This is a genomic window from Tolumonas auensis DSM 9187 (assembly GCF_000023065.1).
GTDB lineage: Bacteria > Pseudomonadota > Gammaproteobacteria > Enterobacterales > Aeromonadaceae > Tolumonas > Tolumonas auensis.
Genome location: NC_012691.1, coordinates 2,159,195 through 2,184,248 on the forward strand (window position 1 = coordinate 2,159,195; position 25,054 = coordinate 2,184,248).

Annotated in this window: 22 protein-coding genes; 10 read left to right on the forward strand and 12 right to left on the reverse strand. The window is 47.3% G+C overall.

Annotated elements, in window-relative coordinates; all coding sequences use genetic code 11:
- Nucleotides 1-84: 84 nt before the first annotated feature.
- The 5 genes from TOLA_RS10050 to hpxZ form a co-directional block, all read right to left on the reverse strand.
- A complete protein-coding gene (locus TOLA_RS10050) occupies nucleotides 85-1,677 on the reverse strand; it encodes a PTS transporter subunit EIIC (RefSeq protein WP_015879043.1) in 1,593 nt (530 codons plus the stop codon).
- Between the two features lie 125 nt (nucleotides 1,678-1,802).
- Nucleotides 1,803-2,462: a DUF4867 family protein gene (locus tag TOLA_RS10055; RefSeq protein ID WP_015879044.1), complete on the reverse strand. Its 660-nt coding sequence runs from the start codon at nucleotides 2,460-2,462 to the stop codon at nucleotides 1,803-1,805.
- Nucleotides 2,463-2,472: 10 nt separating this feature from the next.
- A complete protein-coding gene (gene rpe / locus TOLA_RS10060; protein WP_015879045.1) occupies nucleotides 2,473-3,132 on the reverse strand; it encodes a ribulose-phosphate 3-epimerase in 660 nt (219 codons plus the stop codon).
- The gene (gene rpiB, locus TOLA_RS10065; RefSeq protein ID WP_015879046.1) at nucleotides 3,129-3,596 is read right to left on the reverse strand and encodes a bifunctional allose-6-phosphate isomerase/ribose-5-phosphate isomerase RpiB; all 468 of its coding nucleotides are present in this window, start codon (nucleotides 3,594-3,596) and stop codon (nucleotides 3,129-3,131) included. Before rpiB ends, rpe begins: the two co-directional genes overlap by 4 nt.
- Nucleotides 3,597-4,100: 504 nt before the next feature.
- Nucleotides 4,101-4,475 (reverse strand): oxalurate catabolism protein HpxZ, encoded by a 375-nt coding sequence (gene hpxZ, locus TOLA_RS10070; RefSeq protein ID WP_015879047.1) that lies wholly within the window; start codon nucleotides 4,473-4,475, stop codon nucleotides 4,101-4,103.
- Nucleotides 4,476-4,749: 274 nt separating this feature from the next.
- On the opposite strand from hpxZ, the gene TOLA_RS10075 reads away from it, so the two are divergent.
- From TOLA_RS10075 to TOLA_RS10090, 4 genes are read left to right on the forward strand one after another with little or no spacing between them, the layout of a single operon-like run.
- Nucleotides 4,750-5,529: a transporter substrate-binding domain-containing protein gene (locus TOLA_RS10075; protein WP_015879048.1), complete on the forward strand. Its 780-nt coding sequence runs from the start codon at nucleotides 4,750-4,752 to the stop codon at nucleotides 5,527-5,529.
- 13 nt (nucleotides 5,530-5,542) lie between these two features.
- Nucleotides 5,543-6,211 carry an amino acid ABC transporter permease gene (locus TOLA_RS10080; protein WP_015879049.1) on the forward strand — a complete coding sequence of 223 codons (669 nt, stop codon included), beginning with the start codon at nucleotides 5,543-5,545 and terminating at the stop codon, nucleotides 6,209-6,211.
- Nucleotides 6,208-6,864 carry an amino acid ABC transporter permease gene (locus tag TOLA_RS10085; RefSeq protein ID WP_015879050.1) on the forward strand — a complete coding sequence of 219 codons (657 nt, stop codon included), beginning with the start codon at nucleotides 6,208-6,210 and terminating at the stop codon, nucleotides 6,862-6,864. The genes TOLA_RS10080 and TOLA_RS10085 overlap by 4 nt, the downstream gene beginning before the upstream one ends.
- Nucleotides 6,845-7,573, forward strand: coding sequence for an amino acid ABC transporter ATP-binding protein (locus TOLA_RS10090; protein WP_015879051.1), 729 nt, complete (start codon nucleotides 6,845-6,847; stop codon nucleotides 7,571-7,573). The genes TOLA_RS10085 and TOLA_RS10090 overlap by 20 nt, the downstream gene beginning before the upstream one ends.
- 90 nt (nucleotides 7,574-7,663) lie before the next feature.
- Here the strand turns inward: TOLA_RS10090 and TOLA_RS10095 are convergent, their stop codons facing one another.
- The 3 genes from TOLA_RS10095 to TOLA_RS10105 all read right to left on the reverse strand — a co-directional run bounded on the left by TOLA_RS10095 (nucleotide 7,664) and on the right by TOLA_RS10105 (nucleotide 12,664).
- Nucleotides 7,664-10,045: a heavy metal translocating P-type ATPase gene (locus TOLA_RS10095; protein ID WP_015879052.1), complete on the reverse strand. Its 2,382-nt coding sequence runs from the start codon at nucleotides 10,043-10,045 to the stop codon at nucleotides 7,664-7,666.
- 78 nt (nucleotides 10,046-10,123) lie between these two features.
- Entirely contained in the window at nucleotides 10,124-11,593 is a 1,470-nt protein-coding gene (locus tag TOLA_RS10100) for a multicopper oxidase family protein (protein ID WP_015879053.1), read from the reverse strand.
- Nucleotides 11,594-11,710: 117 nt separating this feature from the next.
- A complete protein-coding gene (locus TOLA_RS10105; protein WP_015879054.1) occupies nucleotides 11,711-12,664 on the reverse strand; it encodes a LysR family transcriptional regulator in 954 nt (317 codons plus the stop codon).
- Nucleotides 12,665-12,775: 111 nt separating this feature from the next.
- Between TOLA_RS10105 and TOLA_RS10110 the strand changes: the two genes are divergently transcribed.
- Together TOLA_RS10110 and TOLA_RS10115 are read left to right on the forward strand one after the other, a co-directional pair.
- On the forward strand, nucleotides 12,776-13,075 hold the full coding sequence (locus tag TOLA_RS10110) for a DUF1330 domain-containing protein (protein WP_015879055.1): 300 nt from the start codon (nucleotides 12,776-12,778) through the stop codon (nucleotides 13,073-13,075).
- A 61-nt stretch (nucleotides 13,076-13,136) separates the two neighbouring features.
- Nucleotides 13,137-13,679 (forward strand): NAD(P)H-dependent oxidoreductase, encoded by a 543-nt coding sequence (locus TOLA_RS10115; protein ID WP_218916108.1) that lies wholly within the window; start codon nucleotides 13,137-13,139, stop codon nucleotides 13,677-13,679.
- A 59-nt stretch (nucleotides 13,680-13,738) separates the two neighbouring features.
- On the opposite strand, the gene TOLA_RS10120 is transcribed toward TOLA_RS10115, so the two are convergent.
- Nucleotides 13,739-14,632, reverse strand: a complete 894-nt coding sequence (locus TOLA_RS10120) for a LysR family transcriptional regulator (RefSeq protein WP_015879057.1) — start codon at nucleotides 14,630-14,632, stop codon at nucleotides 13,739-13,741.
- 11 nt (nucleotides 14,633-14,643) lie between these two features.
- On the opposite strand from TOLA_RS10120, the gene TOLA_RS10125 reads away from it, so the two are divergent.
- Nucleotides 14,644-15,771 (forward strand): aldo/keto reductase, encoded by a 1,128-nt coding sequence (locus tag TOLA_RS10125; RefSeq protein ID WP_218916109.1) that lies wholly within the window; start codon nucleotides 14,644-14,646, stop codon nucleotides 15,769-15,771.
- Nucleotides 15,772-15,872: 101 nt separating this feature from the next.
- Nucleotides 15,873-16,670, forward strand: a complete 798-nt coding sequence (locus TOLA_RS10130) for a carboxymuconolactone decarboxylase family protein (protein ID WP_015879059.1) — start codon at nucleotides 15,873-15,875, stop codon at nucleotides 16,668-16,670.
- Between the two features lie 71 nt (nucleotides 16,671-16,741).
- Here TOLA_RS10130 and TOLA_RS10135 read toward each other — a convergent pair whose 3' ends face one another.
- Both TOLA_RS10135 and TOLA_RS10140 read right to left on the reverse strand, forming a co-directional pair.
- The gene (locus TOLA_RS10135) at nucleotides 16,742-17,905 is read right to left on the reverse strand and encodes an MFS transporter (protein WP_015879060.1); all 1,164 of its coding nucleotides are present in this window, start codon (nucleotides 17,903-17,905) and stop codon (nucleotides 16,742-16,744) included.
- 201 nt (nucleotides 17,906-18,106) lie between these two features.
- Nucleotides 18,107-19,000, reverse strand: coding sequence for a LysR family transcriptional regulator (locus TOLA_RS10140; protein ID WP_015879061.1), 894 nt, complete (start codon nucleotides 18,998-19,000; stop codon nucleotides 18,107-18,109).
- A 215-nt stretch (nucleotides 19,001-19,215) separates the two neighbouring features.
- Between TOLA_RS10140 and TOLA_RS10145 the strand changes: the two genes are divergently transcribed.
- Both TOLA_RS10145 and nifJ read left to right on the forward strand, forming a co-directional pair.
- Nucleotides 19,216-20,850: an NAD(P)-binding protein gene (locus tag TOLA_RS10145; protein ID WP_015879062.1), complete on the forward strand. Its 1,635-nt coding sequence runs from the start codon at nucleotides 19,216-19,218 to the stop codon at nucleotides 20,848-20,850.
- Nucleotides 20,847-24,437 (forward strand): pyruvate:ferredoxin (flavodoxin) oxidoreductase, encoded by a 3,591-nt coding sequence (gene nifJ, locus TOLA_RS10150; protein ID WP_015879063.1) that lies wholly within the window; start codon nucleotides 20,847-20,849, stop codon nucleotides 24,435-24,437. Before TOLA_RS10145 ends, nifJ begins: the two co-directional genes overlap by 4 nt.
- Before the next feature lie 91 nt (nucleotides 24,438-24,528).
- Here nifJ and TOLA_RS10155 read toward each other — a convergent pair whose 3' ends face one another.
- On the reverse strand, nucleotides 24,529-24,945 hold the full coding sequence (locus tag TOLA_RS10155) for a DsrE family protein (RefSeq protein ID WP_015879064.1): 417 nt from the start codon (nucleotides 24,943-24,945) through the stop codon (nucleotides 24,529-24,531).
- Between the last annotated feature and the right edge of the window lie 109 nt (nucleotides 24,946-25,054).

Consider the following 25,054-nt stretch of genomic DNA (forward strand, 5'->3'; position numbering starts at 1 on the left):
TAAATTCATCCATGAATATTAAATTTAGTGGCCATAGGTATCAAAAAAAGCAGACCTGTGATCACAAGTCTGCCTTCAGATGGATTAAGCTGGGTCTAATCCTAAGTCCAAATAATCCTCTAATCTGGATTTGATATTACTGACATGCGGTCCGTATATAACCTGAACACCGTTGCCTTTAATTATCACTCCTTTTGCTCCGGTTTCCTTCAGTGATTGCTCATTAACTAAACTTGAATTTGACACGGTGATTCGTAATCTCGTAGCACAACAGTCCAAGTCACTGATATTGTTTTTTCCACCTAAAGCATAAATGATTGAAGCTGATGTTTCTTCTTTGGAATTATTTCTTTCTTCGACATCTTTTCTTGTATACAACTTGACATCATCGACATTATCTTCTCGGCCAGGCGTCTTGTATTGGAATTTTTTAATTAATCCACTGAAAGCAAAGTAGTATAGCGGGAACAGAGGCAATCCAATAAAAATTGCATTTAGCCAACTAGTTTTATGCTCCCCTTGTAAAACACCAAACAGAATGAAATCAATTAAACTACCGGAGAATGTTTGGCCCACACCAACATTGAACATATGGCAGAGCATAAATGACATGCCAGCAATTAAACAATGGAGAACATATAATAATGGTGCTGCAAACAAGAATGAAAACTCAATTGGTTCAGTGATACCTGTAAGGATAGCAGTTAAAGTTGCAGATAATAATAAACCCAAGACTTTACTTCTATTTTCAGGTTTAGCTGTCCGGTATAAAGCCAGAGCGGCACCAGGAATCCCAAATAAATAAAATGGAAATTTACCGGCCATGAATCGTGTTGCTTCTACAGAGAAGTGATCAACGTTATGACTTGCCAATTCGGCAAAAAATATATTCTGAGCACCAGATACTGATACGCCATCAATGATTTCTGTACCACCTAAACCTGTTTGCCAGAATGGCATATAGAATACATGGTGTAGTCCAAAAGGAATTAGTGCTCGCTCTGTAAATCCATATAAAAACGTACCAGCATAACCAGATTTGTTTACCAAATCACCAAGCATCAGGATCCCATGCTGAATAACAGGCCATATGAAAAACATGGCAATACCAACAAAGAGATAACTTATTGCGGTAATGATTGGGATGAATCTTGTGCCCCCGAAAAATGAGAATATTGCAGGTAATTCAATTTGATAAAATTTATTATGCAGTATTGAAACACCCAGTCCAACAATAACGCCACCAAATACACCCATCTGAAGAGACTGTATACCGATAGTCGAACCGATAGAACCTTCAGGCAAGGCTCCTGGGATTAGTAGGCCATTTAGATCCAGCATTGCATTGATTGTTGCATGCATAATGAAATAACCAATAGCAGCAGCAATAGCAGCTACATCCTTCTCTTTCTTTGCCATACCCATTGCAACACCTACGGCAAACAGAATAGGCAAATTTGAGAATATAATACTGCCTGCACTTTTCATTACAGTAAGTAATGAGTGCAACACAGTTCCGTTCCCAAGAATGCCTTCTAAACCATACGCAGCTATATTAGTTGCATTAGTAAATGAAGCTCCAAAACCTAACATTAATCCAGCTACAGGTAGTAATGCAATAGGCAGCATAAATGATCTGCCAACCCTTTGCATTATACTAAAAAACGAATTTTGCATGTAGTTCCCCCTTGTGAAGAATAATTCACAATAAATATAAGTAGTATGTTTAATTCTCAAACTAAATTTAGCGATTAGTGTAACTTATTGCAGAACGAAAAATCATTACCAGAAAAAATATAATATTATATGTTAATTGTTATTACCCCCCCCAACAACCCTGGGAATGCACCATTCTTGATTTTATCTTTTTCAGATGCATGAGCAATAAACCATTTATTTTTCTTGATTAGAGTTTTTTGTTTGTCATTTTCATTCAATAATGAATTAGTTCCATCAGGCAATACTACTATTGCTAAAAATGGATCTTGGGATGTTTTACATGGCGTATAATGCAACGTTGTACTATATAACTCTACTGCTTGACCAGCATTGACAAAAAACACATCAGCTTTTTCTGACAAATATATATCATCAACTAAGTCTTGTTTTTTCCCTAAGATCAACACAAGGTTAGTAATCGCAACAATCGTTTCACTCCCCTGATGATATTCAAATCCAGTTAGTGAGTGATTATGGCCGGTTACATAACCGGCCTGAATTGACAACTCACCATAAACTTTACTTTTTATATCTTGTATTGCTTTAAACTTATAAAGATCTGGAAAATTTGGCGTGTATAAATTACCAGAAGATGGAGTCTGAATATTTTCCAAAGAAAATTTAACTAGATCAGCAAAATCATCCCCATCCAATACTGAACCATAACATTTAAACTTATCATCTAATACTGATACGATATTTAGATTTTCATTAAAAGATTGCAATGTATTAAGTAAGTTCATGGCGGTCCTATTAGATCGTTGAGTTCTTCAAGATATTAATGTTTTTGGCATAGTCAAAACCATCTCTGAATACTCCCGCTGTACCAACAACAAAATATTCAGCGCCAGCGGCATAAAGAAGTGGAACATTATCTTTATTGATAGATCCATCAACCTTTATTTTCACGTTTGGACTATATTTTGTGATCATAGATTTAAGGCGACGAACTTTGTCGATACTTGATGTGATGAAACTTTGTCCTGCAAAACCAGGATCAACTGACATGATCAAAACATAATCAATATCATTAATAATTTCATCAAGAACAGTCAACGGTGTCCCTGGATTGATAGCAACTCCAGCCAGTTTTCCTGCTTGTTTGATTTTCATGATAGTCCGGTGAAGATGAGTACATGCTTCTACATGGACATAGATAATTTTTGCGTCTGTGGCAGCAAAACGTTCAATATATTGGTCTGGTTCATTGACCATTAAATGTAAATCGAATGGGATAGTTGCCAATTTTGCAATAGCTTTAATATCCTCAAAGCCCATTGCAAAGTTTGGTACAAAATGACCATCCATTACATCAATATGGAATAAATCTGCACCAGCAGCTTCAAGAGCGATGATCTCTTCACGTAACTTAGTGAAATCAGCACACATCATAGAGGGACAAATATTAATCATGAACAAGCACCTTCTGCTACATCTTGAAGTTTTTCTATTTCAGCAATCTTATTGACACGGATTTGATGACGATCGCCTTCATATTGTCCCGCCAACCAACAGTCAACTATCATCTTGGCTAGCTCAATGCCTACAACTCTTGCTCCAAATGCGAGTACATTCGTATTGTTATGTTGTCTCGAAAGCTGAGCTGAGTATGGCTCGCTGCACACTACCGCACGAATACCATTAACTTTATTTGCTGCAATTGAAATTCCTACACCAGTGCCGCAAATCAAAATCCCTTTCTCGAATGCACCTTGATTCACAGCATTAGCTACAGCTAAAGCATAATCAGGATAATCAACGCGATCCGTTGTGTAAGGTCCAAAGTCGGTACATTCGATACCTTTTTCTGCTAAATAGGCCATGATTTCACATTTCATTTCATAGCCTACATGGTCACTTCCAAATGCAATTTTCATACGTCACCTGTTAAGTTTCATTACATGACTAATCTCTAGCCAAGCCACAACTTCACAATAACACTTCACAACGAAAAGAAAAAGCATGAAGTTTTGATGTGACAAACAAGCTTAAAAAAAATAACACATTGAATAATAGGATTTTTTTTAAAAAAAAGGCTCAACCAAGCCCAATGCAACACCTAACACTAATAATTAATTTCATAAAAACGTGATCTTCAACACAAAACAACGAGGGGTATACGTTTGTATATAGAATAAAACTTCATGCTTATTGATTTCCACGTGAAGAATTGCTGTGTTAATGGTTCGCTTTTCAGAGGGGTATGATCAGATGTAGCAGGTAGGTCTAGTTCTCGACATGCAGATCTGCATGTCGTCTTATAAGTTAATTTGTTTTTTAATCCATTTGCTGTTTGAAGTAGGGTTAATCATGGGGCGGATTTATTCAAAACCGGTAAACACCGCGCTGGTTGAAGCCAGCAACGATGCTTGATTTCTTTATCAGCTCATCCAGGAGACATGTGCAGCGACAATCCGCCACCCTTCCGGAAACCGTACCCAGGTCTGGCTCTGACGGCCGATCCGAGATTCATTTTCGCGAGTGAAGGTGGTATTCGCCGTGGCCAGATCCAAGCCAAAGCTGGTGATCACCGTGTCTTTCAGCGTTCTTGCCAGCCCCGCTGGCGAGCGCTGACTGCGGAATGCCTGGATCTGCGCATAGCCAACCAAATTCTCCGTGGCGCCATAACGCACGGTTTTCGGGTGGTTCCAGAATAATTTATCCAGCGCGGCAACATCATTCGTTACCAAGGCCTGTTCATACTGCATAAACATCGCCGTGACCTCTGCAACAACATCCGGATTATTTAATTCCATATTCACTCCTTAATCTTTCGTCTCACACCGTTTCACGCACATAAATGATCCAATCGCCTGAAAATGGTGCATTTATGCTTAAGCATTTTTGTACTGCACTACTATTCCGCACCATAAAAAGCGCCATTCGAACCGAAGAATGCAGCAATAGGTGCCACATTCCCGACTTCAGACAGGTTGGTATTGTATTTGCTTTAGAAGAAAAAGAAACTTTGGTTTCTAATTTAATTTAAATGGAAATGATAGTTGCATAACTCAGGATGTGAGGTTGGATATGAATGCATGGAAACAGTTATCGGGTGTTTTGCTGTTAGGTCTCAGCGTTATGGGTGTTGCGAAAGCAGACCAGCTGGATGATATTCAACAAAAGGGCGTTCTGAAAGTCGCCGTACCACAGGATTTCCCGCCTTTCGGTTCTGTGGGTGCCGATATGCAACCCTATGGTTATGACATCGATATGGCGGGTTATCTGGCTCAGAAACTGAATGTCAAACTTGAGCTGGTTCCTGTCACCAGTGCAAACCGCATACCTTATTTACAGACCAAGAAAGTCGATCTGGTTATTTCCAGCTTGGGTAAAAATCCGGAACGTGAAAAAGTGATCGATTTCAGTAATGCCTATGCCCCTTTCTTCCTGGGTGTTTTTGGCGCCGAATCAGTTGCCCTCAAGACATCAGATGAGCTGGCGGATAAAACCATCGGTGTGACCCGCGGTGCAGTGGAAGATATGGAACTGAGCAAAATCGCACCGGCCTCCACGACGGTGAAACGTTTTGAAGATAACAACACCACCCTGTCCGCTTACCTTTCCGGTCAGATCGATTTGATCGCGACAGGTAACGTCGTCATTGCTGAAATCGCGTCCCGGATGCCGGATCGTAAACCAGCCACCAAGTTCATGTTGAAAAACTCCCCTTGTTTCATCGGGATCTACAAAGGTGAAACCCGCCTGCAGCAGAAAGTGAATGAACTCATCACTGCCGCCCGCAGCGATGGTTCGCTGAATAAATTCTCAGAAAACTGGCTGAAAGCACCGCTCCCGGCTGAACTCTAAAACGGATGCGACTATGAGTTACCAACTGAACTTTCACGATCTGGTTCCTTATTTACCTGAGCTTGGACAAGGATTGCTGGTAACCCTTGAGCTGACGTTGTATGCCACTGTCGGTGGCATACTGCTCGGCACACTGGGGGCCGCTGCCCGCACCAGCCGTTCACGACCAATCCGGTTATCGGCCGGTATTTATGTTGAGCTGATACGTAATACGCCGTTCATTGTGCAGCTGTTTTTCATCTTTTTTGGCTTACCGGCGATGGGCGTAAAACTCACTGCATGGCAGGCCGGGCTGATTGCCATGACCGTCAATTTAGGCGCTTACAGTGCCGAGATATTGCGTGCCGGTATTGAGGCTACACCGAAAGGACAATGGGAAGCAGGCCGGACATTGGGCTTAACCCGCTTCCAGATATTTACCCGTATTGTTCTGCCGCCCGCATTCCAGCGCATATACAGTTCACTGGTCGGGCAATGCATTATCGTGATGCTGGGTTCCTCGGTCATATCGCAGATTTCAGTTGAGGAATTAACGTTTTCGGCAAACTTCATTCAGTCACGCAGCTTTCTCAGTTTTGAGTCTTATTTGCTGACTGCCCTGCTCTATTTGATTCTGGCGGTATTAATGCGCCGTGGATTTGGTTTGTTGGCCGGTTATGTATTCAGGAGTCAGCCACGATGATGCAATTTACTGACTGGGATATTCTCCGGAATCTGCTGCTGGCCGCGCGCTGGACATTACTGCTGTCGCTGATCGCGTTTATCGGCGGAACACTGTTTGGTTTGCTGCTGACATTCATGCGGACATCCCGCCGTAAACCGCTGGTGTTACTGGTTCGTGGCTACACGGAACTGTTTCAGGGCACACCGCTGCTGATGCAGCTGTTCCTGGCATTCTTTGGTTTGTCGCTGCTCGGTATTGATGTCAGTGCATGGACGGCGGCAACGCTGGCACTGGTGTTATTCAGCAGTGCTTTCCTGTGTGACATCTGGAGTGGTTGTATTGAATCGCTACCGAAAGGACAGTGGGAAGCCTCCCGTTGTCTGGGGCTCTCATTTTTCCAGACCATGCGCTATGTCATTTTGCCGCAGGCACTGCGGGTTGCGATTGCGCCAACGGTCGGTTTTTCTGTTCAGGTGGTTAAAGGCACCGCGCTGACCTCGATTATTGGTTTTGTTGAGCTGACCAAAGCCGGCACGATGCTGAACAACGCTACGTTCCAGCCATTTAAGGTTTTTGCATTGGTAGCGCTGATCTATTTCATGATCTGCTATCCGTTATCGCTGTTTAGTCAATTTCTGGAGAGAAAATTAAATGTCTCTGGTAAGCATTGAAAATGTTCATAAATATTACGGTTCGCACCATGTATTAAAAGGTATCGAACTGAAGATAGCGGCTGGCGAAGTGATCTCGATCATCGGTCGCAGCGGCTCTGGAAAAAGCACGCTGTTGCGCTGCATCAACGGGCTGGAGAAATTTGATGATGGCGCGATTATTGTCGATCGTCAGGCGGTTTCCGATGATGAAAATCATCTGCGGGAACTAAGTCGTTCTGTCGGCATGGTGTTCCAGAACTTTAATCTGTTCCCGCATATGACAGTGGCTGAAAACGTCATGCTGGCACCGCATCTGGTATTGAAGAAAAGCCGCTCAGAATGCCGTGAACTCGCAGAGAATATGTTGGTGAAAGTCGGTCTGGCCGATAAAGCCGATCAATTTCCGGGGAATCTGTCCGGCGGACAGCAGCAACGTGTGGCCATTGCCCGCTCTCTGGCGATGAACCCGAAAGTGCTGCTTTGCGACGAAATAACCTCCGCGCTGGATCCGGAACTGGTTGGTGAGGTACTGAAGGTGCTGGAGCAATTAAAAGCCGAGGGAATGACGCTGGTTCTGGTGACACATGAAATGAATTTTGCCCGTGATGTCGGCGACCGGATTGTATTCATGCATCAGGGAAAAGTATGGGAAAGCGGCCCCAGCCGTGAGCTATTCAGTAAACCGCAGACGCCGGAATTGCAAAGCTTTATCTCGGCTGTGCTGTAATAACCTGATCTTGCGCCCTTTCTGGGTAACCGGCCTAAAACTCTGACTCCTTTGCTGGTTGTCTTCTCATGGAAGGCAACCAGCTCGCTATCAAATGTCACGATTCCGCAAGCGTAATGCATTGGTGATAACAGAAACTGAACTTAAACTCATCGCCAGTGCCGCGATCATCGGTGAAAGCAGCATCCCGGTCGCAGAATACAGCACACCGGCAGCCAGTGGGATCCCCAGCGCATTATAGATAAATGCAAACATCAGATTTTGTTTCATGTTACTGATGGTGGCATTCGATAGTGCTCTGGCAACAGCGATACCGCGCAAATCACCTTTTACCAGCGTGACCGGTGCGCTGCTCATAGCGACATCGGTACCCGTTCCCATCGCAACCCCCACATCTGCTTTGGCTAAGGCTGGCGCATCATTAATGCCATCCCCTGCCATCGCAACGATGTGTCCCTGTTGTTGCAGTCGTTCAACTAAAGCTAATTTATCTGCCGGTTTTACCTCACCATGCACTTCCGCGATCCCGAGTTTCTTACCTACAGCCAGCGCCGTTGTTACTCCGTCACCCGTCGCCATGATAACGGTGATCCCTTCAGCCTTAAGCTGAGTTAACGCTTCCGCTGTTGATGCTTTTATTGGATCACTGACGGCAAGTAATCCGGCTAATTTATTGTTAATGGCCAGATACATCACGCTGGCCCCTTCGGTGCGCAGTCGTTCTGCATCGGTGAGCAGCTCTACAATGTTGACCCCCACCTGTTCCATCAAGGCGGTATTGCCCAGCATGACCGACTGTCCGGCTATCAAGCCTTCAACGCCAATGCCTGAAATCGTTTCAAACTGACTCACCGGCTCGAGCAATAGCCCCTTTACCCGTGCCGCATCAACAATGGCATGCGCGAGTGGATGTTCACTGCCCTGATCCAGGCTGGCGGCAACACGCAGGATCTGTTCTGCATCAAATCCGGCTACCGGGATCACTTGCTCAAAAACAGGATGCCCTTCGGTCAGTGTGCCTGTCTTATCCACGATTAACGTATCCACCTTCCGGAAGTTTTCAATGGCTGCGGCATCCCGGAACAAGACGCCTTTGGTGGCGGCTTTACCGGTGGCAACCATAATCGACATAGGCGTCGCTAATCCCAACGCACAAGGGCAGGCAATAATCAGCACGGCTACTGCATTCAGCAGTCCGAATTCCCAGCCAGTGGCCGGGCCAAAGATGCCCCAGCCAAAGAAGGTTAAAACAGCAATCGACACAACGATAATCACGAAATGACCGGCGATACGATCGGCCATCCGTTGCATCGGCGCTTTAGAACGCTGGGCCTGAGCGACCATATTCACAATCTGAGCTAATACCGTTTGTGAGCCGACCTTTTCCGACCGCATGGTGAGCGCACCCGTGGTATTCATCGTTGCGCCAATCACTTTATCCCCCGCTTTTTTACTGACCGGAATAGGCTCGCCGGTCAGCATCGATTCATCTACGGTACTGGAACCGTCAATGATAACGCCATCTACCGGCACTTTTTCACCGGGACGAATTCGCAGCACATCCCCCACATGAACATGCGTTAAAGGAACATCTTCCTCCGAACCATCCGCATTGATCCGGCGTGCCGTTTTAGGGGCCAGCCCCATCAGTAAACGGATCGCTTCCGAGGTTTGAGATCGGGCTTTGAGCTCCATCACCTGCCCGAGCAAGGTCAGTGAAATGATGACATCAGCGGCTTCAAAATAAACGGCAACACGGCCCATCGACTGAAAAGAAAGAGGAAAAATCTCAGGGATAATGGTGGCGACAACACTGTAGATAAATGCAGTGCCCGTCCCCGTTCCGATAAGCGTCCACATATTAGGGCTGCGGTGCAGAATAGATTTTGCCCAGCGGGTAAAGAATGGCCAGCCGGCCCAGAGTACAACAGGAACTGACAGAACTAATTCAATCCAGCTTTGCAGTTGCATGCTGAATAATGCGGCCTGGTGACCAAACATCGCCAATAATGTCACGACCACCGTCAGTGGTAGCGTAAACCAGAAACGGTGCTGAAAATCACGCAGTTCCGGGTTTTCCTCTTCTTCCAATGAGGGCTGTTCCTGTTCCAGCGCCATTCCACATTTTGGGCAACTTCCGGGATGATCCTGACGAATCTCCGGATGCATCGGGCAGGTATACATCACTCCCGCTTCGGCCGGTATTTCCTTGTCAGGAATAGCTGTTTCTTCCTTATGTAAATAACGGGTCGGCTCTGCCTTGAACTTATGCAGACAATGCTCACTGCAAAAACGATAGACCTGCCCCTCGTACTGATATTGAAGCGGAGCGTCTTTATCAACTTCCATCCCACAGACAGGATCTGTCCATTTCTGCTCTTCATTAGCAGAAGCGTGCATGTGTCCGCTGTGATCATGAGCGGTTGCTGCCGGATGTGTTGATGAAGCAGGATGGATATGAGTAATTTTCATAATCGTGCCGCCTTATTCAGACATGGCAGGAAAAATCGTGGGGTACGTTTGCCCTGATTGCCCATCATCATTAACGCTCTATTCCACCAGCTGTATCGCCATCATCCCCTGAACTTCATGTTCCAGAATATGGCAGTGCAGCATTCTCAGTCCCGGAAAATCCTGCCGTATTTTGATGCGGACGGTTTCACCAGGACGCGCATTCACCGTGTCTTTCCATGCCTTGTACGGCGCTGGCGTCCGGATGCCATTGAGCTCAGTTTCAACGACCTGGAATTGTGTGCCATGGATATGGAACGGGTGATCCATATCAGACTTGTTTGTGATCTCCCAAAGTTCCGTTTCATGAATACGGCTGGTGAAATCAACCCGGTGCATATCAAAGGATTTGCCATTGATGAGAAATAGCATCGAATGCTGGCCGTTGGCCATGCTCATCGCTTCACTGAATACCATTTTCTTCGTGGCTTTGGCCTCACCCAGATCATCGATCTTTCTTAATGTATCCGGGATGGCGATGGACTGGCCGGCAAGCAAACTGACTGCGGCGATATTGATACTTTTTTCAGCCGCGACGTGCCCCATTTTGCCCCGGTTATAGGGTTCTGCGACTAAACTGGCATTGCCTTCCTGCCCTGTGGCATCAACAATGATTTCGGCTCTTTCAGCTGGCGCCAGCAACAGTACTTGCAGATCCCGCACCGGTTTCTCAAGTAAGCCGCCATCGGTGCCTACCAACGTAAATTTGCGTCCGCCGAGTGAGAGATTGAGATACCGGGCGCTGGTCGCATTCCAGATCCGCCAGCGTTCAGTCCCTTTTACCTCGACCACCGGCTGATACTGACCATTAACCAGCACAAACTGGCCTTCGCGGCCATTCATCCAGTCGTTACCATCATTATTCGCAATCGTGGCATCGCTGTTCAATTTGAGATCCGAGATCATCAGATTGCGTTCAGGGATATTTTTCAGCGGATCATCTTTCGCCCGGACAATAAATGGTGCGGCCAATCCTTTGTACACCTGCTCTGCGGTATATTCATGCGGATGCGGGTGATACCAGTAAGTGCCGGCACTGCCTTCAGGTAATGTAAAACGATAACTATGTTCTGTACCCGGTAATACCGGATCCATGGGGTTGCCATCCTGTTCCGGCGGAATAGGTAAACCATGCCAGTGAATGGTAGTCGGCTGGCTCAGTTTATTGATAAACCGAATCTCGACCGTATCGCCTTCATTCACTTCGATCAGGGAACCAGGAACACTACCATTATATGCCCAGACCGTGGTCTTTTTTCCGGCGACAAATTCGGTTTCGGTGGGTGCCGCAGTCACATCCGCCTTGAAGAGATTTGGTTGCTTACTCTGGTTCGCTAACTTAGCTATTTCCTGCAAAACGGCGCCATGTGGCAGCAACGGTGCCTTGATTGTCTCCGCACGCATCATTGGCATCATCATGCCATGCATAGATTCTTGCGCAGAGGCAAACGAACTCCAGAGGGTTGAACCAGCCCCCAGGAGCAGGATCCCAAGAGAACGATATAACATGTATTCACCCTATTTGTTTATCGGCTGCTGAATAAAGCATAGTCAATGCTACTCAGAAAAACAGAGCGATTTCTCAGGGGGAAAACAGCCGGAGACCAATAGTATTTTGAACTCAGATCAAACGGCATATCTTTTTAGTTGCTCGCTATTCACTCGTAGACCCTCGTGATTTCGGAGTACTTCTAATAAGAAATCTGCTGTTGCTCTCACACGGGGAGCGAGTAATGCCCGGTGAGGATATTGCAGCATCAGCTCAAACGCTCCCGGATCATGACTGTCGTGCAAGATCAATTTCAACGCACCACTTTGCAAATGTTCCCACGCCAGATAAATACCAACTTCTGCAATGCCCAAACCACTCAATGCAGCCTGTATCATTGCTTCAGGATCAGACAGTGTTATTGCTGTGGAACGTGGTTCAAACAAAAATACCTTGCCGTCAGGTTGATGAAATGTCCACGGGGATAGCTTACTGCCAAGAAAACGGCGCGAGATCAGCTTGTGCTTCGATAAATCGCCCGGTTGCTTTGGAACACCAAACTTTTTCAGATAATCGGGTGTAGCAACCAGCCCTAGCTTAAGTGGCCCTAGCGAGCGTGAAATCATGGATGAATCGTGGATTGTTCCTCCTCGCACGACTAAGTCATACCCTTCCTGAACAAAATCCACCAATCGATCATCAAAATCCAGCTCAACATTCAGACCCGGATGAAGTGCAAGTAAATCAGGTAATACAGGCATGAGTAACCTGCGGCCTATCACATTAGGCACAGACATACGAACCAGACCAACCGGATTTGATTTTGCCGTGGTCAAGCTCTCTACTGCTTGTTCCAGTGACTCCAACGCCAATTGAGCCTGAGATAAAAATAAGGTGCCTTCGGCGGTCAGACTCAGGCTTCGGGTGGTGCGATTCATCAACCGAACGCCAAGAGATGCCTCCAGTGCGGCCACATTTTTACTCACTGCGGCTGGCGTCACATCTATTAACCGGGCGGCGGCTGTAAAGCTACCCAGACGCGCTGCGTGAACAAAAGAAATTATGCCGCTTAGCTTACTTAATGACTCCATCACCACACCCTTATTTTCAACTTTTAGTTATATGGCTTTATATAATTACATGGTTTTTCTCAATAATTAACCCCTATAGAATGTGCTCATTAAATCAACAAGGGCAACATTATGGCGAATCCCGTTTATTTCATTATCGATGTAAAAATTACCGATCCTGAAGGCATGAAACCTTATCAGGCCAAAGTTGCTGCAACCTTTGAAGCCTTTGGCGGCAAGCGCATTGTGGCTGGCGGAAAGGTAGAGTCACTGGAAGGTAATGCGCCTCAGGGCAAAATTGTCATCGTGCAGTTTGACAATATGGAACAGGCGCACGCCTGGCATGATTCACCGGAATATCAAACGATTATCGGTTACCGGCATGCGGCTGCCGAAAGTCATGCTTATCTGGTTGAAGGTGTGGCTCTGTAAGCCAGACATCAAAATAAATCTTAGCTAGCAAACTTATTAGTTAGAAAACCAAAAGGACAACATGATGAAAACTCTGGTTATCGTTTCCCACCCTTATCCTGAACGTTCCAAAGCTACCAAAGCACTGGAAGAAATTGCAGCAACTGTTCCGGGCGTGACTGTTCGCAATTTAGAAACCTTATATGGCAATAACATCAATGGATTCGATCTCACTGCTGAACAAAAAGCACAAGAAGAAGCCGATCGCGTGGTTTATCTGTTCCCAATCCACTGGTTTAACTTAACCCCGATGCTGAAAGCCTACCTGAATGAAGTATGGGCTTATGGCTGGGCATTCGGTCCTGACGCGGCTGCCTTAAAAGGCAAAGAAATGCAGGTGGTGACAACGGCAGGGGCCAGTAAATTCACCTATTCTGCTGAGGGATTAATAAAGAGCAGCATGGAAGATGTTCTGACACCGATGAAAGCCAGTGCTTACTATGTTGGCATGAAATATAACCAACCTTTAGCGTTTCATAACGCGATAGGGGCTAGCGATGAAGCTATTGCTGAATACCAAAAAGCGTTTGTAACTCTATTAAATCTCCCTTTAGCAACCGCTTAACAGATGCCCGGGTATTCCTGCTGACTGGGCAACACATTTAATGGGTCAGGAAATCAGTCTCATTCACGCCAGCGCAGTTTTTCAATCACTAATGCCAAAGCTGGAGGAAGCTGGTGACGGCTGGTGTAATAGAGGTGATAACCAGGAAACACGGGCCACCAATCCTCAAGTACCGGTATCAATCGTCCTGCATCAAGGTGAGGCTGCACGATATCCAATGGTGAAAAAGTAAGCCCCACACCATCCAGAGCCGCTTGCAGCATCAGGAAAGTATTGTTGAACGTAGTTTGCCCATTAACACGAACGTTAATCTGCTGGCCACCCTTTTCAAATTCCCAGGCATACAAGCCACCATGCGTAGGCAAACGCAGGTTGATACCGCGATGCTCTGTGAGATCGTGAGGTGTAGTTGGTAATGAACGTCCGGTGAAATACTCAGGCGCTCCTGCAACAGCCATGCGTAAATCAGGCCCAATACGTACTGCAACCATGTCTTTATCCACCTGGTCGCCAAAGCGTACACCTGCATCAAATTGCCGGGCTGATATATCTGTCAATCCGTAGTCCACTGTGAACTCAATATGGATATCGGAATACTCTTTAAGTAAAGGCAACAGCCGCGGCCAGAGTATCGTCGCTACAGCATGGTCATGAGCTGTAATGCGTACAGTACCCGCGGGCTTGTCTCGCATCTCACTTAATGCCTCTAGTTCCAGCTTGATTTCATCAAGTCGAGGAGCTATGGCATTCAACAGCTTTGAACCGGCTTCTGTGGTGGAAACGCTACGAGTAGTGCGCGTAAGCAATCGAATGCCAAGGCGCGCTTCAAGGGCCTGCATTGAGTGGCTCAATGCAGAGCGAGACACACCCAGTTGAGCCGCTGCACGGGTGAAACTGCGTTCATGAGCTACAACTACAAACGCTTGGAGGTCATTTAGATTTTCTTTTGGCATTGGTGAATTTTATGCACAAGAGCATGTTGATTTTCCCATCTACCGATCAATTTACCTTAGTAATATATTCTTATCAAATGCTCACCAAGAAATATGAGTTTCCTACTGACTCAGGAGAAAATGAATTAATGGATTATCGATATCTGGGTCGTAGCGCCCTGCAAGTGTCGCCAATTTGCCTCGGCGCTATGATGTTCGGCGGTGAAACCGACGAAGCGACCTCAAAACGCATCATTGCGAAAGCGGCGGATCAGGGCGTCAACTTCCTCGATACAGCGGACATATATCACGCTGGTCGTTCCGAGGAGATAGTGGGACAAGCCATCGCCACTGACCGTGACCGCTGGGTTGTGGCGACCAAATTCGGATTCCCGGCTGGCATCACTGCCGGGCCAAATCAGCAGGGACAATCACGCAAGTGGATCTTTCAATCGGTCGAAGCAAGCCTGAAGCGACTTGGCACCGACTACATCGACCTGCTTTATTTCCACCGTGCCATTCCTGGCCTGCAATTGGAGGAAGGTGTGCGCGCCATAGGCGACCTGATCAGCCAGGGGAAGATTCGGTATTTCGGGCTTTCCAACTTCCGTGGCTGGCGTATTGCTGAGGTTGTTCGTATTGCCGACCAACTCGGTATCGACCGGCCCGTCGCTAGTGAGCCGCTCTACAACATTGTGGATCGTACTGCCGAGGTTGAACAGTTGCCCGCGGCCGGTCACTACGGTCTGGGAGTTGTGTCCTATAGCCCACTAGCCCGCGGCGTACTTTCGGGCAAGTACGCCGTAGATACGCCGCCGCCAGCAGACAGCCGCGCGGGCCGTGGTGACAGGCGCATGCAGCAGACCGAATGGCGCCCTGAGTCGCTAAAGATCGCGCAGGCCATAGCCATACATGCAGCCGAACACGGCACTACATCAATAGCTTTCGCACTGGCTTGGGTGCTCAAGAACCGTCTGATCAGCGCGACCATCGCTGGCCCCCGGACGGAGGCTCAATGGGACAGCTATGTCGATGCCCTGACAGTGCAGATAACCCAAGAGGACGAACAATTCATCAACGCTCTGGTTTCCCCCGGTCACGCATCGACGCAGGGCTATACCGATCCTGGCTACCCAATTGAAGGGCGTGTCGTCTCATGAGACGGTCGGTTGCCGCAATCCCCGAGCCATCACCAGGAGCACACCATGCAGATCATTCGTCGTCCAGGCCCGTTTAAGGTAACGATCCAAAAGGTGGAACAATGACTCAGATAAACAACATAACGCCAGGTAAATCAAACATTCAGCGCCGCATAGCTTATGTGTTAGCTATGTCTTTCGGGCTGATCGCTGTGGTGTGTCAAGCTACACCCGCCTTACAGGAATCACAAAACATGACAAGTACATCAATAGCATCAGAATTACTTTCGGTTCGCCAGCAAGCCATCTTACCTATTGCCGCCTTCGCCGCTGTGGGCGACCTCCCCAGGTTGAACACAGCGTTGAATCAAGGATTGGACACCGGTCTATCCGTAAGCGATGCACGGGAAGTGTTGGTGCAACTCTATGCCTACGCTGGCTTTCCACGCAGCCTCAACGCTCTTGGTGAGCTGATGAAAGTTCTGGATGCTCGCAAACAGCGTGGCATCCAAGACATCCAAGGTCAGGCACCTAGCCATTCCATTCCTACCGGCGAGGCGTTGCTTATTGCTGGCACCGCCAACCAAACCAAGCTGGTGGGAAGCCCTGTCAAAGGGCCGGTGTTCTACTTTGCACCAGCAATCGATGAATATCTCAAGACCCATCTATTTGGTGACATATTCGAACGGGACAATCTTGACTGGCAAAGCCGTGAACTTGCCACTATGGGCATGCTGGCTTCGCTGCAAGGGGTTGAGCCACAGCTACAAGCCCATATGCGCATCAGCTTGAATGTGGGCATCACCGCTAAGCAGTTACGCCAGGCCGTCCAGGTTCTGGAGGACCGAGTCGACGCCGATACTGCGATGCGCGCACGTAATGCACTGGAGCATCTGCTTGCAGCCATGCCCGGACACTAAAATGGCTATCAGCTAAGTCCTTTGTGTATGTTTTAGTGGTTTAGCGACTTATTAAATCCTACAAACTGGACTTAGTTATCTTCCTTAACCCGCCCGAAATGATGAATAGCCAGGGCTAACAGTGCTACAACAAAGCCAAAACCGCAGACAGCCAACCATCCACTCTGTACCCATAAGATGCTCGCTGCTGCTGCACCAATTGAACCACCGATAAAAATGGTAGATACATATATGGTATTAATTCTGCTGCTGGCTTGTGCATCAAGTCCTAATATCATGGATTGATTAGACACATTAGCGATCGATAAGCCGAAATCCAGCAAGACAACACCAACAATTAAGCCTGCCATCGTTGGCGATATCATGAATATGCCATATGCAATCGCACAGAAAATTAATCCAGACAACAGTATTTTTTGAACACCGTAACGAGTGGTCATTCGACCACTCATATTGGCCGCCAGAACACCGACTAAGCCTAAAATACCAAAGGCACCAGCAATGGCGGCACCTTGCTCAAAAGGCGGCTTCGCTAACAACAGAGCGAGTGTTGACCAGAACGCGTTGAATATGGCAAAGAGACAGGCTTGAATAGCACAGGCAATACGTAGTTGACGATGTTTGATAAGCAGTGAAAACATAGATTTAAGCAATTCGGAATACGGCTGCGTTGTTTTCGGCTTAACTTTAGGTAGTGACGCCCTGAGCACTATGCCTAAAATCAGAGCAACAATACTGGCGAACACAAACATCGGACGCCACCCCAGTGATTGACCGATTGCGCCACTGATCGTCCTGGCCAAAAGAATACCAGCCAAAATGCCACTAAAAACAACACCAACCGAGTGACTTCGCTGTTCTGGCATTGATAAATCAGCAGCGAGTGGCACCAGTATTTGCGTAATAATGGCACCAAATCCGACAAACAATGAGGCGAAAGCCAGTAACATTAATGAATTTGAAAATGCGCAAACTAAGGTTGAAATGACTAATACACTCGTCAGGAGAACCGTTAATTTTCGTCTATCAACTATATCGCCCAATGGCAAAATAAAGACGATACCAAGGGTATAACCAACCAGTGTAGCGGATGCTACCCAGCCAACCGATGTCTGTGCGTTAAAGGTGTTTGCAATCATTGCCAGCAACGGCTGCGCATAGTAAAGATTAGCGACTGAGGCACCGGCACCGAGCGCTAATAAAAAAAGTAGTTTCCGGGATAAAGTTTGTGTCATGCATCGTTCCGATAAAGTGATGAGGCCAACTGATATATATAATAGTATTGTCTAACTGACAGACGGAGAGATAAAGACGTTGGATATGCTAAGACTTATGCATCCCGTGCATAAATCTTAGTGAAATATGATTGAAACATTTAACATGTTGATTTTACGGCATAAACCCATCAATTCGGGGCGTATGCAGATACAAAGCTCTCAGCATTTATAATGTAATGCCTTGAGCAATAACATAAATGCCAATTTATGCTGGCGGCGACTTGGATAATACAGGTGCAAGCCAGGGGTTAACGGGCTCCATTCTTTAAGCACACTGACCAGTTGACCTGCTTCCAGATATTTATTAACCATGGTATCGGGCAAATAAGCAAAACCAAAATTATCTAATGTCGCATCTAAAACCTGATTAGGTGAGTTGAAAGCAAACTGCCCATGGACCCTCAATTTTGAACTTTTACCATCGCGCTCAAATTCCCAAGCGTACATACCGCCATTACTGTTCAGCCGCATATTAATGCATTGATGTTTTAACAAGTCATCGGGGATCAACGGTTCAGATTTGCCTTCAAGATAAGCCGGTGTACACACAATAAGAAATCGAATATCTGGTGATATGCGAACTGCAATCATGTCTTTTGCAACCTGATCACCAAACCTGACGCCAGCATCATAACGTTCTGTGACAATATCGGTCAGTTTATTTTCAACATTGATCTCTACTTTTATATCCGGATATTCTTTAGCGAATTGTTTAACTACTGGCCAGATAATATACTGCGCAGCATAATCTGAAGATGAAAGTCTGATATTACCCGCTGCTTTGTGGTAATCCTCATTTAATAGCTGTAACTCATCTTCTATTTCCGTAAAGCGCGGTTCAATTATTGTCAGTAGCCGTTCACCTGCATCAGATAAAGAAACACTACGTGTGGTTCGATTAAATAATCGAAGTTTAATCCGCTCTTCGAGCGCTTTTATTGCATGACTTAATGCTGATTGTGACATACCTAATTTTGCTGCGGCTTTGGTGAAACTGCCTTCCTGAGCTAATGCGATAAATAATAAAAATTCATTAATATTTTCTTTTAGCATTCAGATCCGCCATCCCTTCGCTCATAAAACCAGATATAAAAATCAACAGTGATATTTTAAAAAATATCTTCATCTAAAATACCAGAGTTTTCCTGTCTTGTTAAAAATACAACATCAATTTCCATAATGAAGACTGACGATCTATGGACTACAGTTTCTTAAGAAACTGGTGGTTCTTGTCAGCCATCTTACCGATTGCATCCACAGGGGCTTATATGAAAAAACACAGTCGGGATATGACGCTGCCACCGGATTTAAGCAGTAAAACCGGCACCGGTCCTATCCGCCATATTCGCCCCATTTATCAGAATTCACTGCCACCTTGTAACCAGGCCTGTCCGGCCGGTGAAAATATTCAGGAGTGGCTCGCTCTGGCGCAGGCAGAGCGCTATGAGGAAGCCTGGCAACATCTGATTGCAAACAACCCGATGCCATCTGTTCATGGCCGGGTCTGCTATCACCCTTGTGAAACTTCCTGTAACCGGAAACATGTTGACCAGTCAGTCAGTATTCATGCCGTGGAACGTTTCCTGGGTGATCAGGCGCTTCTTCATGGCTGGAAACCGAAATTTGATGCGCCCCCGAGTGGTAAAAAAGTGCTGATTATCGGCGCCGGGCCTTCCGGATTATCGTGTGCATGGCAACTTCGTCGTCTCGGTCATAATGTGGAAATTCATGAAGCAGGCCCGATGGCCGGCGGCATGATGCGCTTCGGCATCCCCGCTTACCGGATGCCCCGGGATGTACTGGATCGGGAGATCCAGCAAATACTGGATACTGGCATTACGTTGAAACTGAATCAGAAAGTTAACGATGTTCTGAAGGCTAAAACAGAGAACGGTTTTGATGCCGTTTTTCTGGCTATCGGTGCGCATTTAGCCAAACGTATCGATATCCCGGTGCGCGAGGCCGGAAAAATTCTGGATGCCGTCAGTTATCTTTCGGCTGTTGAACGGGGAGAAATTCCCAAGTTAGGCCGCCGTGTCGCCATCTATGGCGGCGGAAACACCGCGATGGATGCGGCCCGCACCGCACACCGGCTGGGCGCAGAAGAGCCGGTTATCATCTATCGCCGGGATCGTGAACATATGCCGGCGCATCAGTTCGAAGCCGATGAAGCCATGGAAGAAGGCGTCATCATTAACTGGCTGCGGACCATCCGGAATATAGATGGTACGACATTAACGATTGAGGAAATGACGGTTGATGATAAAGGGCATCCCCAGCCTACCGGCCGCTATGAAACGCTGGAAGCGGACAGTGTCATTCTGGCGCTTGGGCAGAACGTGGATCTTTCCGTCATCGAACGTATCCCCGGCATCCAATTGCATGAGGATGGTGTTGTTAGCGTTGACGAACATATGATGACGAGTGTTCCGGGCATTTTTGCCGGCGGGGATATGGTGCCATCCGAACGAACTGTCACTGTCGCAACAGGGCATGGCAAAAAGGCCGCACGGCATATCGATGGCTGGCTTCGTAACCAGCCTTACCAGAAACCTGCCGCTCACCCCGTCATGCCCTATTCCAAATTGCATCTCTGGTATGACACGGATGCAGAAGCAAGCAGCCAGCCGGTTGTCACCCCGGAAGAACGCGAAGGATTCGATGAAATTATTGGTGGATTGACACCGGAACAAGCCCGCTATGAAGCCGCACGCTGTTATTCCTGCGGCAACTGTTTCGAGTGTGACGGCTGCTATGGTGCCTGCCCGGAAGAAGCCATTATCAAGTTAGGCAAAGGGTCGGGATACCGGATTGATTACGACAAATGTACCGGCTGCAGCGCTTGCTATAACCAGTGCCCCTGTCATGCCATAGAAATGGTCAGTGAGGAAGTGCAGAAATGAACAAGCATAACGCGATGCCCGCTTCTGACATGGTCATGATTGATGGCAATGAGGCTGCGGCCTGGGTTGCGTATAAAGTCAGTGAAATTTGCGCGATTTATCCGATCACCCCCTCCTCGACCATGGCTGAACTGGCTGACGAATGGTCAACCCAGCTGATACCGAATATCTGGGGAAATGTTCCCACTATCATCGAGATGCAACATGAGGGCGGAGCCGCTGGCGCTGTCCACGGCGCACTACAGGCCGGCGCGCTGAGTACCACCTTTACTGCGTCACAAGGGCTCATGCTGATGATCCCGAATATGTACAAAATTGCCGGTGAACTGACATCGACTGTCTTTCATGTTGCCGCGCGCTCACTCGCAGCGCAGGGACTTTCTATTTTTGGTGATCATCAGGATGTCATGGCGACAAGGGCAACGGGGTTTGCCATGCTTTCATCCGCCTCTGTCCAGCAAGCGCAGGATATGGCAATGATTGCTCACTCCGTCACACTGAGTACCCGGATCCCGTTCCTGCATTTTTTTGATGGTTTTCGTACGTCGCACGAAATAAACAAGATTTCCCGGCTGTCTGATGATCAGATAAAACAGATGATCTGTGATCAGCAAGTCAGGGAGCACAGGGCCCGGGCGCTGAATCCGGATCGGCCGTTCATGAGAGGCACGGCACAGAATCCGGATACTTATTTCCAGAGCAGAGAAACCGTTAATTCGTTTTATGACCGTGTGCCGGACATTGCTGAACAAACAATGAAACGCTTCGCTGAACTGACCGGACGCCAATACCATCTGGTTGAATATCATGGCGCAGCTGATGCGGAACATGTCATCGTCATCATGGGCTCCGGCGCATCCACAGTAAAACAAACCGTTGACGTGCTGAATACCAGTGGCAACAAATTCGGTGTCGTGACGGTTCACCTGTACCGCCCGTTTCCCGGCAAACACTTCATTAACGCATTTCCGCAAACAACGAAGTTTATAACTGTGCTGGACAGAACAAAGGAACCCGGCTCAAACGGCGAACCGCTGTATCAGGATACAGTCACCGCTTTCGTCTCCGCGGTGCAGCATCAGCGATTCAGACAACTGCCAAAAATCAGCGGCGGACGCTACGGGCTTTCGTCAAAAGAATTCACACCGGCGATGGTCAAGGCCGTTTTTGAAGAACAGCAAAAATTGACCGCCAATGACTTCTTCACGATAGGGATTACCGACGATGTCACGCATCTGAGTTTACCGTGGAATGAATCATGGCAAATCGAACCGCAAAATCAGGTCCGCGCCTTGTTCTTTGGGCTGGGAGCCGATGGTACGGTCGGCGCCAACAAAAACAGCATCAAGATTATCGGTGAATTGCCCGACTATTTTGCCCAGGGTTACTTTGTCTATGACTCGAAAAAATCAGGCTCAAGAACCGTTTCTCATTTGCGCTTTGGCCCTGAACCAATAGACGCCCCCTATCTCATCACATCAGCAAATTTCATCGGCTGCCATCAGTTCAATTTCATCGAGTCACTGGATTTATTACGTTATGCCGAACCCGGCGCCACATTTCTTCTTAACAGTCCCTACCCTGCGGATGATACCTGGGCGCATCTGCCAAAGCATGTGCAAAAACAGATCTGGCATAAGCAGTTGATGTTCTATGTGATTAATGCCACAGAGGTTGCACGCGACACCGGTATGGGTACGCGCATTAATACCATCATGCAGACCTGTTTTTTTGCGCTGTCTAATGTGATGCCAAAAGAACAGGCCATAAAGCTGATTAAGAAAAGTATCGAGAAGACTTACCACAAAAAAGGACGAACCGTCATTGAGAAAAATTTTGAGGCGGTCGATGTCACCTTAGCGCATCTGTATCAGGTACCCATTTCTGAAAAGCTCACTGGTATTGCTGACGCGGAATGGAAAATGCCCGGGAACACGTCCTCTTTTGTTCGCGAAGTCACTGCCGAAATGCTGCAGGAACGCGGAGACAGGATACCTGTTTCACTATTACCGGCAGACGGCACTTATCCGACAGCGACCAGTCAGTGGGAAAAGCGCAATATCGCGCTGGAAATTCCGGAATGGCGGGAAGATCTGTGCATCCAATGCGGTAACTGTTCTTTCGTCTGCCCTCACGCTGCCATCAGAGCCAAGTTTTATCATAAGGATTTGGCAGAAAATGCCCCGGCAGGTGCTAAATGGGCACCCATCAGCGCCCGGGGATTTCCAGATACGCTTTATACCCTGCAGGTTTATCCGGAAGATTGCACCGGTTGTGGTCTCTGTGTTGAAGCCTGCCCGGTCCGGGCGGACGATGCACAACACCGAGCCATTAATATGGCCGATAAATTACCCATTCTGGCGCGGGAAAAACGCGCTCTTGGCTGGTTCAATTCGTTGCCCTGGCCAAAACGCGCGGCCATTGATTTCTCGACCATACGCGGTGTGCAGTTTTTAGAACCGCTCTTTGAGTTTTCCGGTGCCTGCGCCGGTTGCGGCGAAACGCCTTATCTGAAAGCGCTCACCCAGTTATTTGGTGACCGGATGATGGTGGCCAACGCCACAGGATGCTCATCTATCTATGGCGGAAATTTACCCACTACGCCGTGGGCAAAAAACAGCGAAGGTAAAGGTCCGGCCTGGTCAAATTCACTGTTCGAAGATAACGCTGAGTTTGGTCTGGGTTTTCGCCTGACAGCGGATCATCACCGTACACAGGCATCAACCGCGCTGCGAACCATGACGCCGCAACTTGGTACTGAACTGATAGAACAGATCATCAACGCCCCGCAACAGGTCGAATCGCAGATCCAGCAGCAGCGCGAACGTTTACTGCGGGTCCGTGAACTCTTAGCCAATGATAATTCGGAAGCGGTACTTAATCTGCAGAGTCTGCTGGATCATCTGATCAGACGTTCAGTCTGGATCATTGGCGGCGATGGCTGGGCCTATGATATTGGCTCTTCAGGATTAGACCATGTGATCGCTTCCGGCAAAGACGTCAATATCCTGGTTATGGATACCGAGGTTTATTCCAATACCGGCGGCCAGATGTCGAAATCGACGCCGCTGGGTGCTGTCGCCAAATTTGCAGCGGGCGGAAAAACTATGGCGAAAAAGGATATGGCATTACAGGCGATCGCCTACGGGAATGTATATGTTGCCCGGATAGCCTTTGGTGCGAACCCGCAACAGGCACTTCAGGCCATGCGGGAAGCGGAAGCCTATCCGGGGCCATCGCTCATCATTGCATACAGCCACTGCATTGCGCATGGTATCGATATGCGAACCGGGTTGATTCAGCAAAAACGGGCGGTCACTTCCGGTCATTGGCCATTGATCCGCTATAACCCTATTCTACGTGAACAGGGCCGGAACCCCTTCACGCTGGATAGCCTGCGGCCAACCATACCGCTTTATGAATATCGTAAATATGAAAGCCGCTATCAGACGCTGATGCAACTTCATCCGGAAGAAGCACAACGACTCATGGAGATCGCACAAAAAGTGGTTGATCAAAAATGGACGACTTATGAAGGCATGGCGCTCTATTCCGCAGAAGCATTTCATCCTGATGCGAGGCGATAGCCTGCGGAAGAAGCGAATCACCGGCCTGAATGAAGCAGAAAACCGGTGATTGCCCGCCGTATTGCCCGTTACTTACCGGGTAACTGATTCGTTACCAGGATAATGCTTTGGTATTATCCTGGAATAATGCGCCACCGGTCAGGTCCGGATTACTGACTTTCAGCCCCGGTAATAGATCTGATTCCTGAACGTTATAGTGTTTGATACAGGTCGGACAGACCAGAACCACAGCACCTTTGGCGACCAGCTCACTCAATATCTTCTGCTGATTAGCATATTTCGCTGCGTTGACTTTGGATGCAAGCAGCACCCCTTTATCATTTAAAAAGAGAGTCAGCGGATGCCCCCGATCTAACTGGCTTTTACCAAAACCAATCGCCATAGCTGAACGATGTTCTTCATTGGTCGTCATATTAATGAATAATGGATCGGTAGCAGCAGCCAATCCCGGACCAGCAACACCCAGAAAAAGTGTTGCGGATAATAAAATTCTGACGAGATAACGCATAAATATCTTCCTTTTAAAATCAACGAATAATCAATTTTAAGCTAAGCAGAAAACAGGCATTTAGCAAATTAGTTGTCTGGCAGGATCCTTTTAATATTTCCGGATTGTG

Bases quoted from the DNA above. Each gene is read 5' to 3' on its own strand.
- hpxZ (WP_015879047.1), bottom strand. From the start codon at position 4,475: ATGGAATTAAATAATCCGGATGTTGTTGCAGAGGTCACGGCGATGTTT.
- TOLA_RS10095 (WP_015879052.1), bottom strand. From the start codon at position 10,045: ATGAAAATTACTCATATCCATCCTGCTTCATCAACACATCCGGCAGCA.
- rpiB (WP_015879046.1), bottom strand. From the start codon at position 3,596: ATGAAAATTGCATTTGGAAGTGACCATGTAGGCTATGAAATGAAATGT.
- TOLA_RS10050 (WP_015879043.1), bottom strand. From the start codon at position 1,677: ATGCAAAATTCGTTTTTTAGTATAATGCAAAGGGTTGGCAGATCATTT.
- nifJ (WP_015879063.1), top strand. From the start codon at position 20,847: ATGAACAAGCATAACGCGATGCCCGCTTCTGACATGGTCATGATTGAT.
- TOLA_RS10055 (WP_015879044.1), bottom strand. From the start codon at position 2,462: ATGAACTTACTTAATACATTGCAATCTTTTAATGAAAATCTAAATATC.
- TOLA_RS10105 (WP_015879054.1), bottom strand. From the start codon at position 12,664: ATGGAGTCATTAAGTAAGCTAAGCGGCATAATTTCTTTTGTTCACGCA.
- TOLA_RS10155 (WP_015879064.1), bottom strand. From the start codon at position 24,945: ATGCGTTATCTCGTCAGAATTTTATTATCCGCAACACTTTTTCTGGGT.
- TOLA_RS10140 (WP_015879061.1), bottom strand. From the start codon at position 19,000: ATGCTAAAAGAAAATATTAATGAATTTTTATTATTTATCGCATTAGCT.
- TOLA_RS10080 (WP_015879049.1), top strand. From the start codon at position 5,543: ATGAGTTACCAACTGAACTTTCACGATCTGGTTCCTTATTTACCTGAG.
- TOLA_RS10085 (WP_015879050.1), top strand. From the start codon at position 6,208: ATGATGCAATTTACTGACTGGGATATTCTCCGGAATCTGCTGCTGGCC.
- TOLA_RS10120 (WP_015879057.1), bottom strand. From the start codon at position 14,632: ATGCCAAAAGAAAATCTAAATGACCTCCAAGCGTTTGTAGTTGTAGCT.
- TOLA_RS10125 (WP_218916109.1), top strand. From the start codon at position 14,644: ATGCACAAGAGCATGTTGATTTTCCCATCTACCGATCAATTTACCTTA.
- TOLA_RS10115 (WP_218916108.1), top strand. From the start codon at position 13,137: ATGATGAAAACTCTGGTTATCGTTTCCCACCCTTATCCTGAACGTTCC.
- TOLA_RS10110 (WP_015879055.1), top strand. From the start codon at position 12,776: ATGGCGAATCCCGTTTATTTCATTATCGATGTAAAAATTACCGATCCT.
- TOLA_RS10130 (WP_015879059.1), top strand. From the start codon at position 15,873: ATGACTCAGATAAACAACATAACGCCAGGTAAATCAAACATTCAGCGC.
- TOLA_RS10075 (WP_015879048.1), top strand. From the start codon at position 4,750: ATGAATGCATGGAAACAGTTATCGGGTGTTTTGCTGTTAGGTCTCAGC.
- TOLA_RS10145 (WP_015879062.1), top strand. From the start codon at position 19,216: ATGAAAAAACACAGTCGGGATATGACGCTGCCACCGGATTTAAGCAGT.
- rpe (WP_015879045.1), bottom strand. From the start codon at position 3,132: ATGATTAATATTTGTCCCTCTATGATGTGTGCTGATTTCACTAAGTTA.
- TOLA_RS10135 (WP_015879060.1), bottom strand. From the start codon at position 17,905: ATGACACAAACTTTATCCCGGAAACTACTTTTTTTATTAGCGCTCGGT.
- TOLA_RS10100 (WP_015879053.1), bottom strand. From the start codon at position 11,593: ATGTTATATCGTTCTCTTGGGATCCTGCTCCTGGGGGCTGGTTCAACC.
- TOLA_RS10090 (WP_015879051.1), top strand. From the start codon at position 6,845: ATGTCTCTGGTAAGCATTGAAAATGTTCATAAATATTACGGTTCGCAC.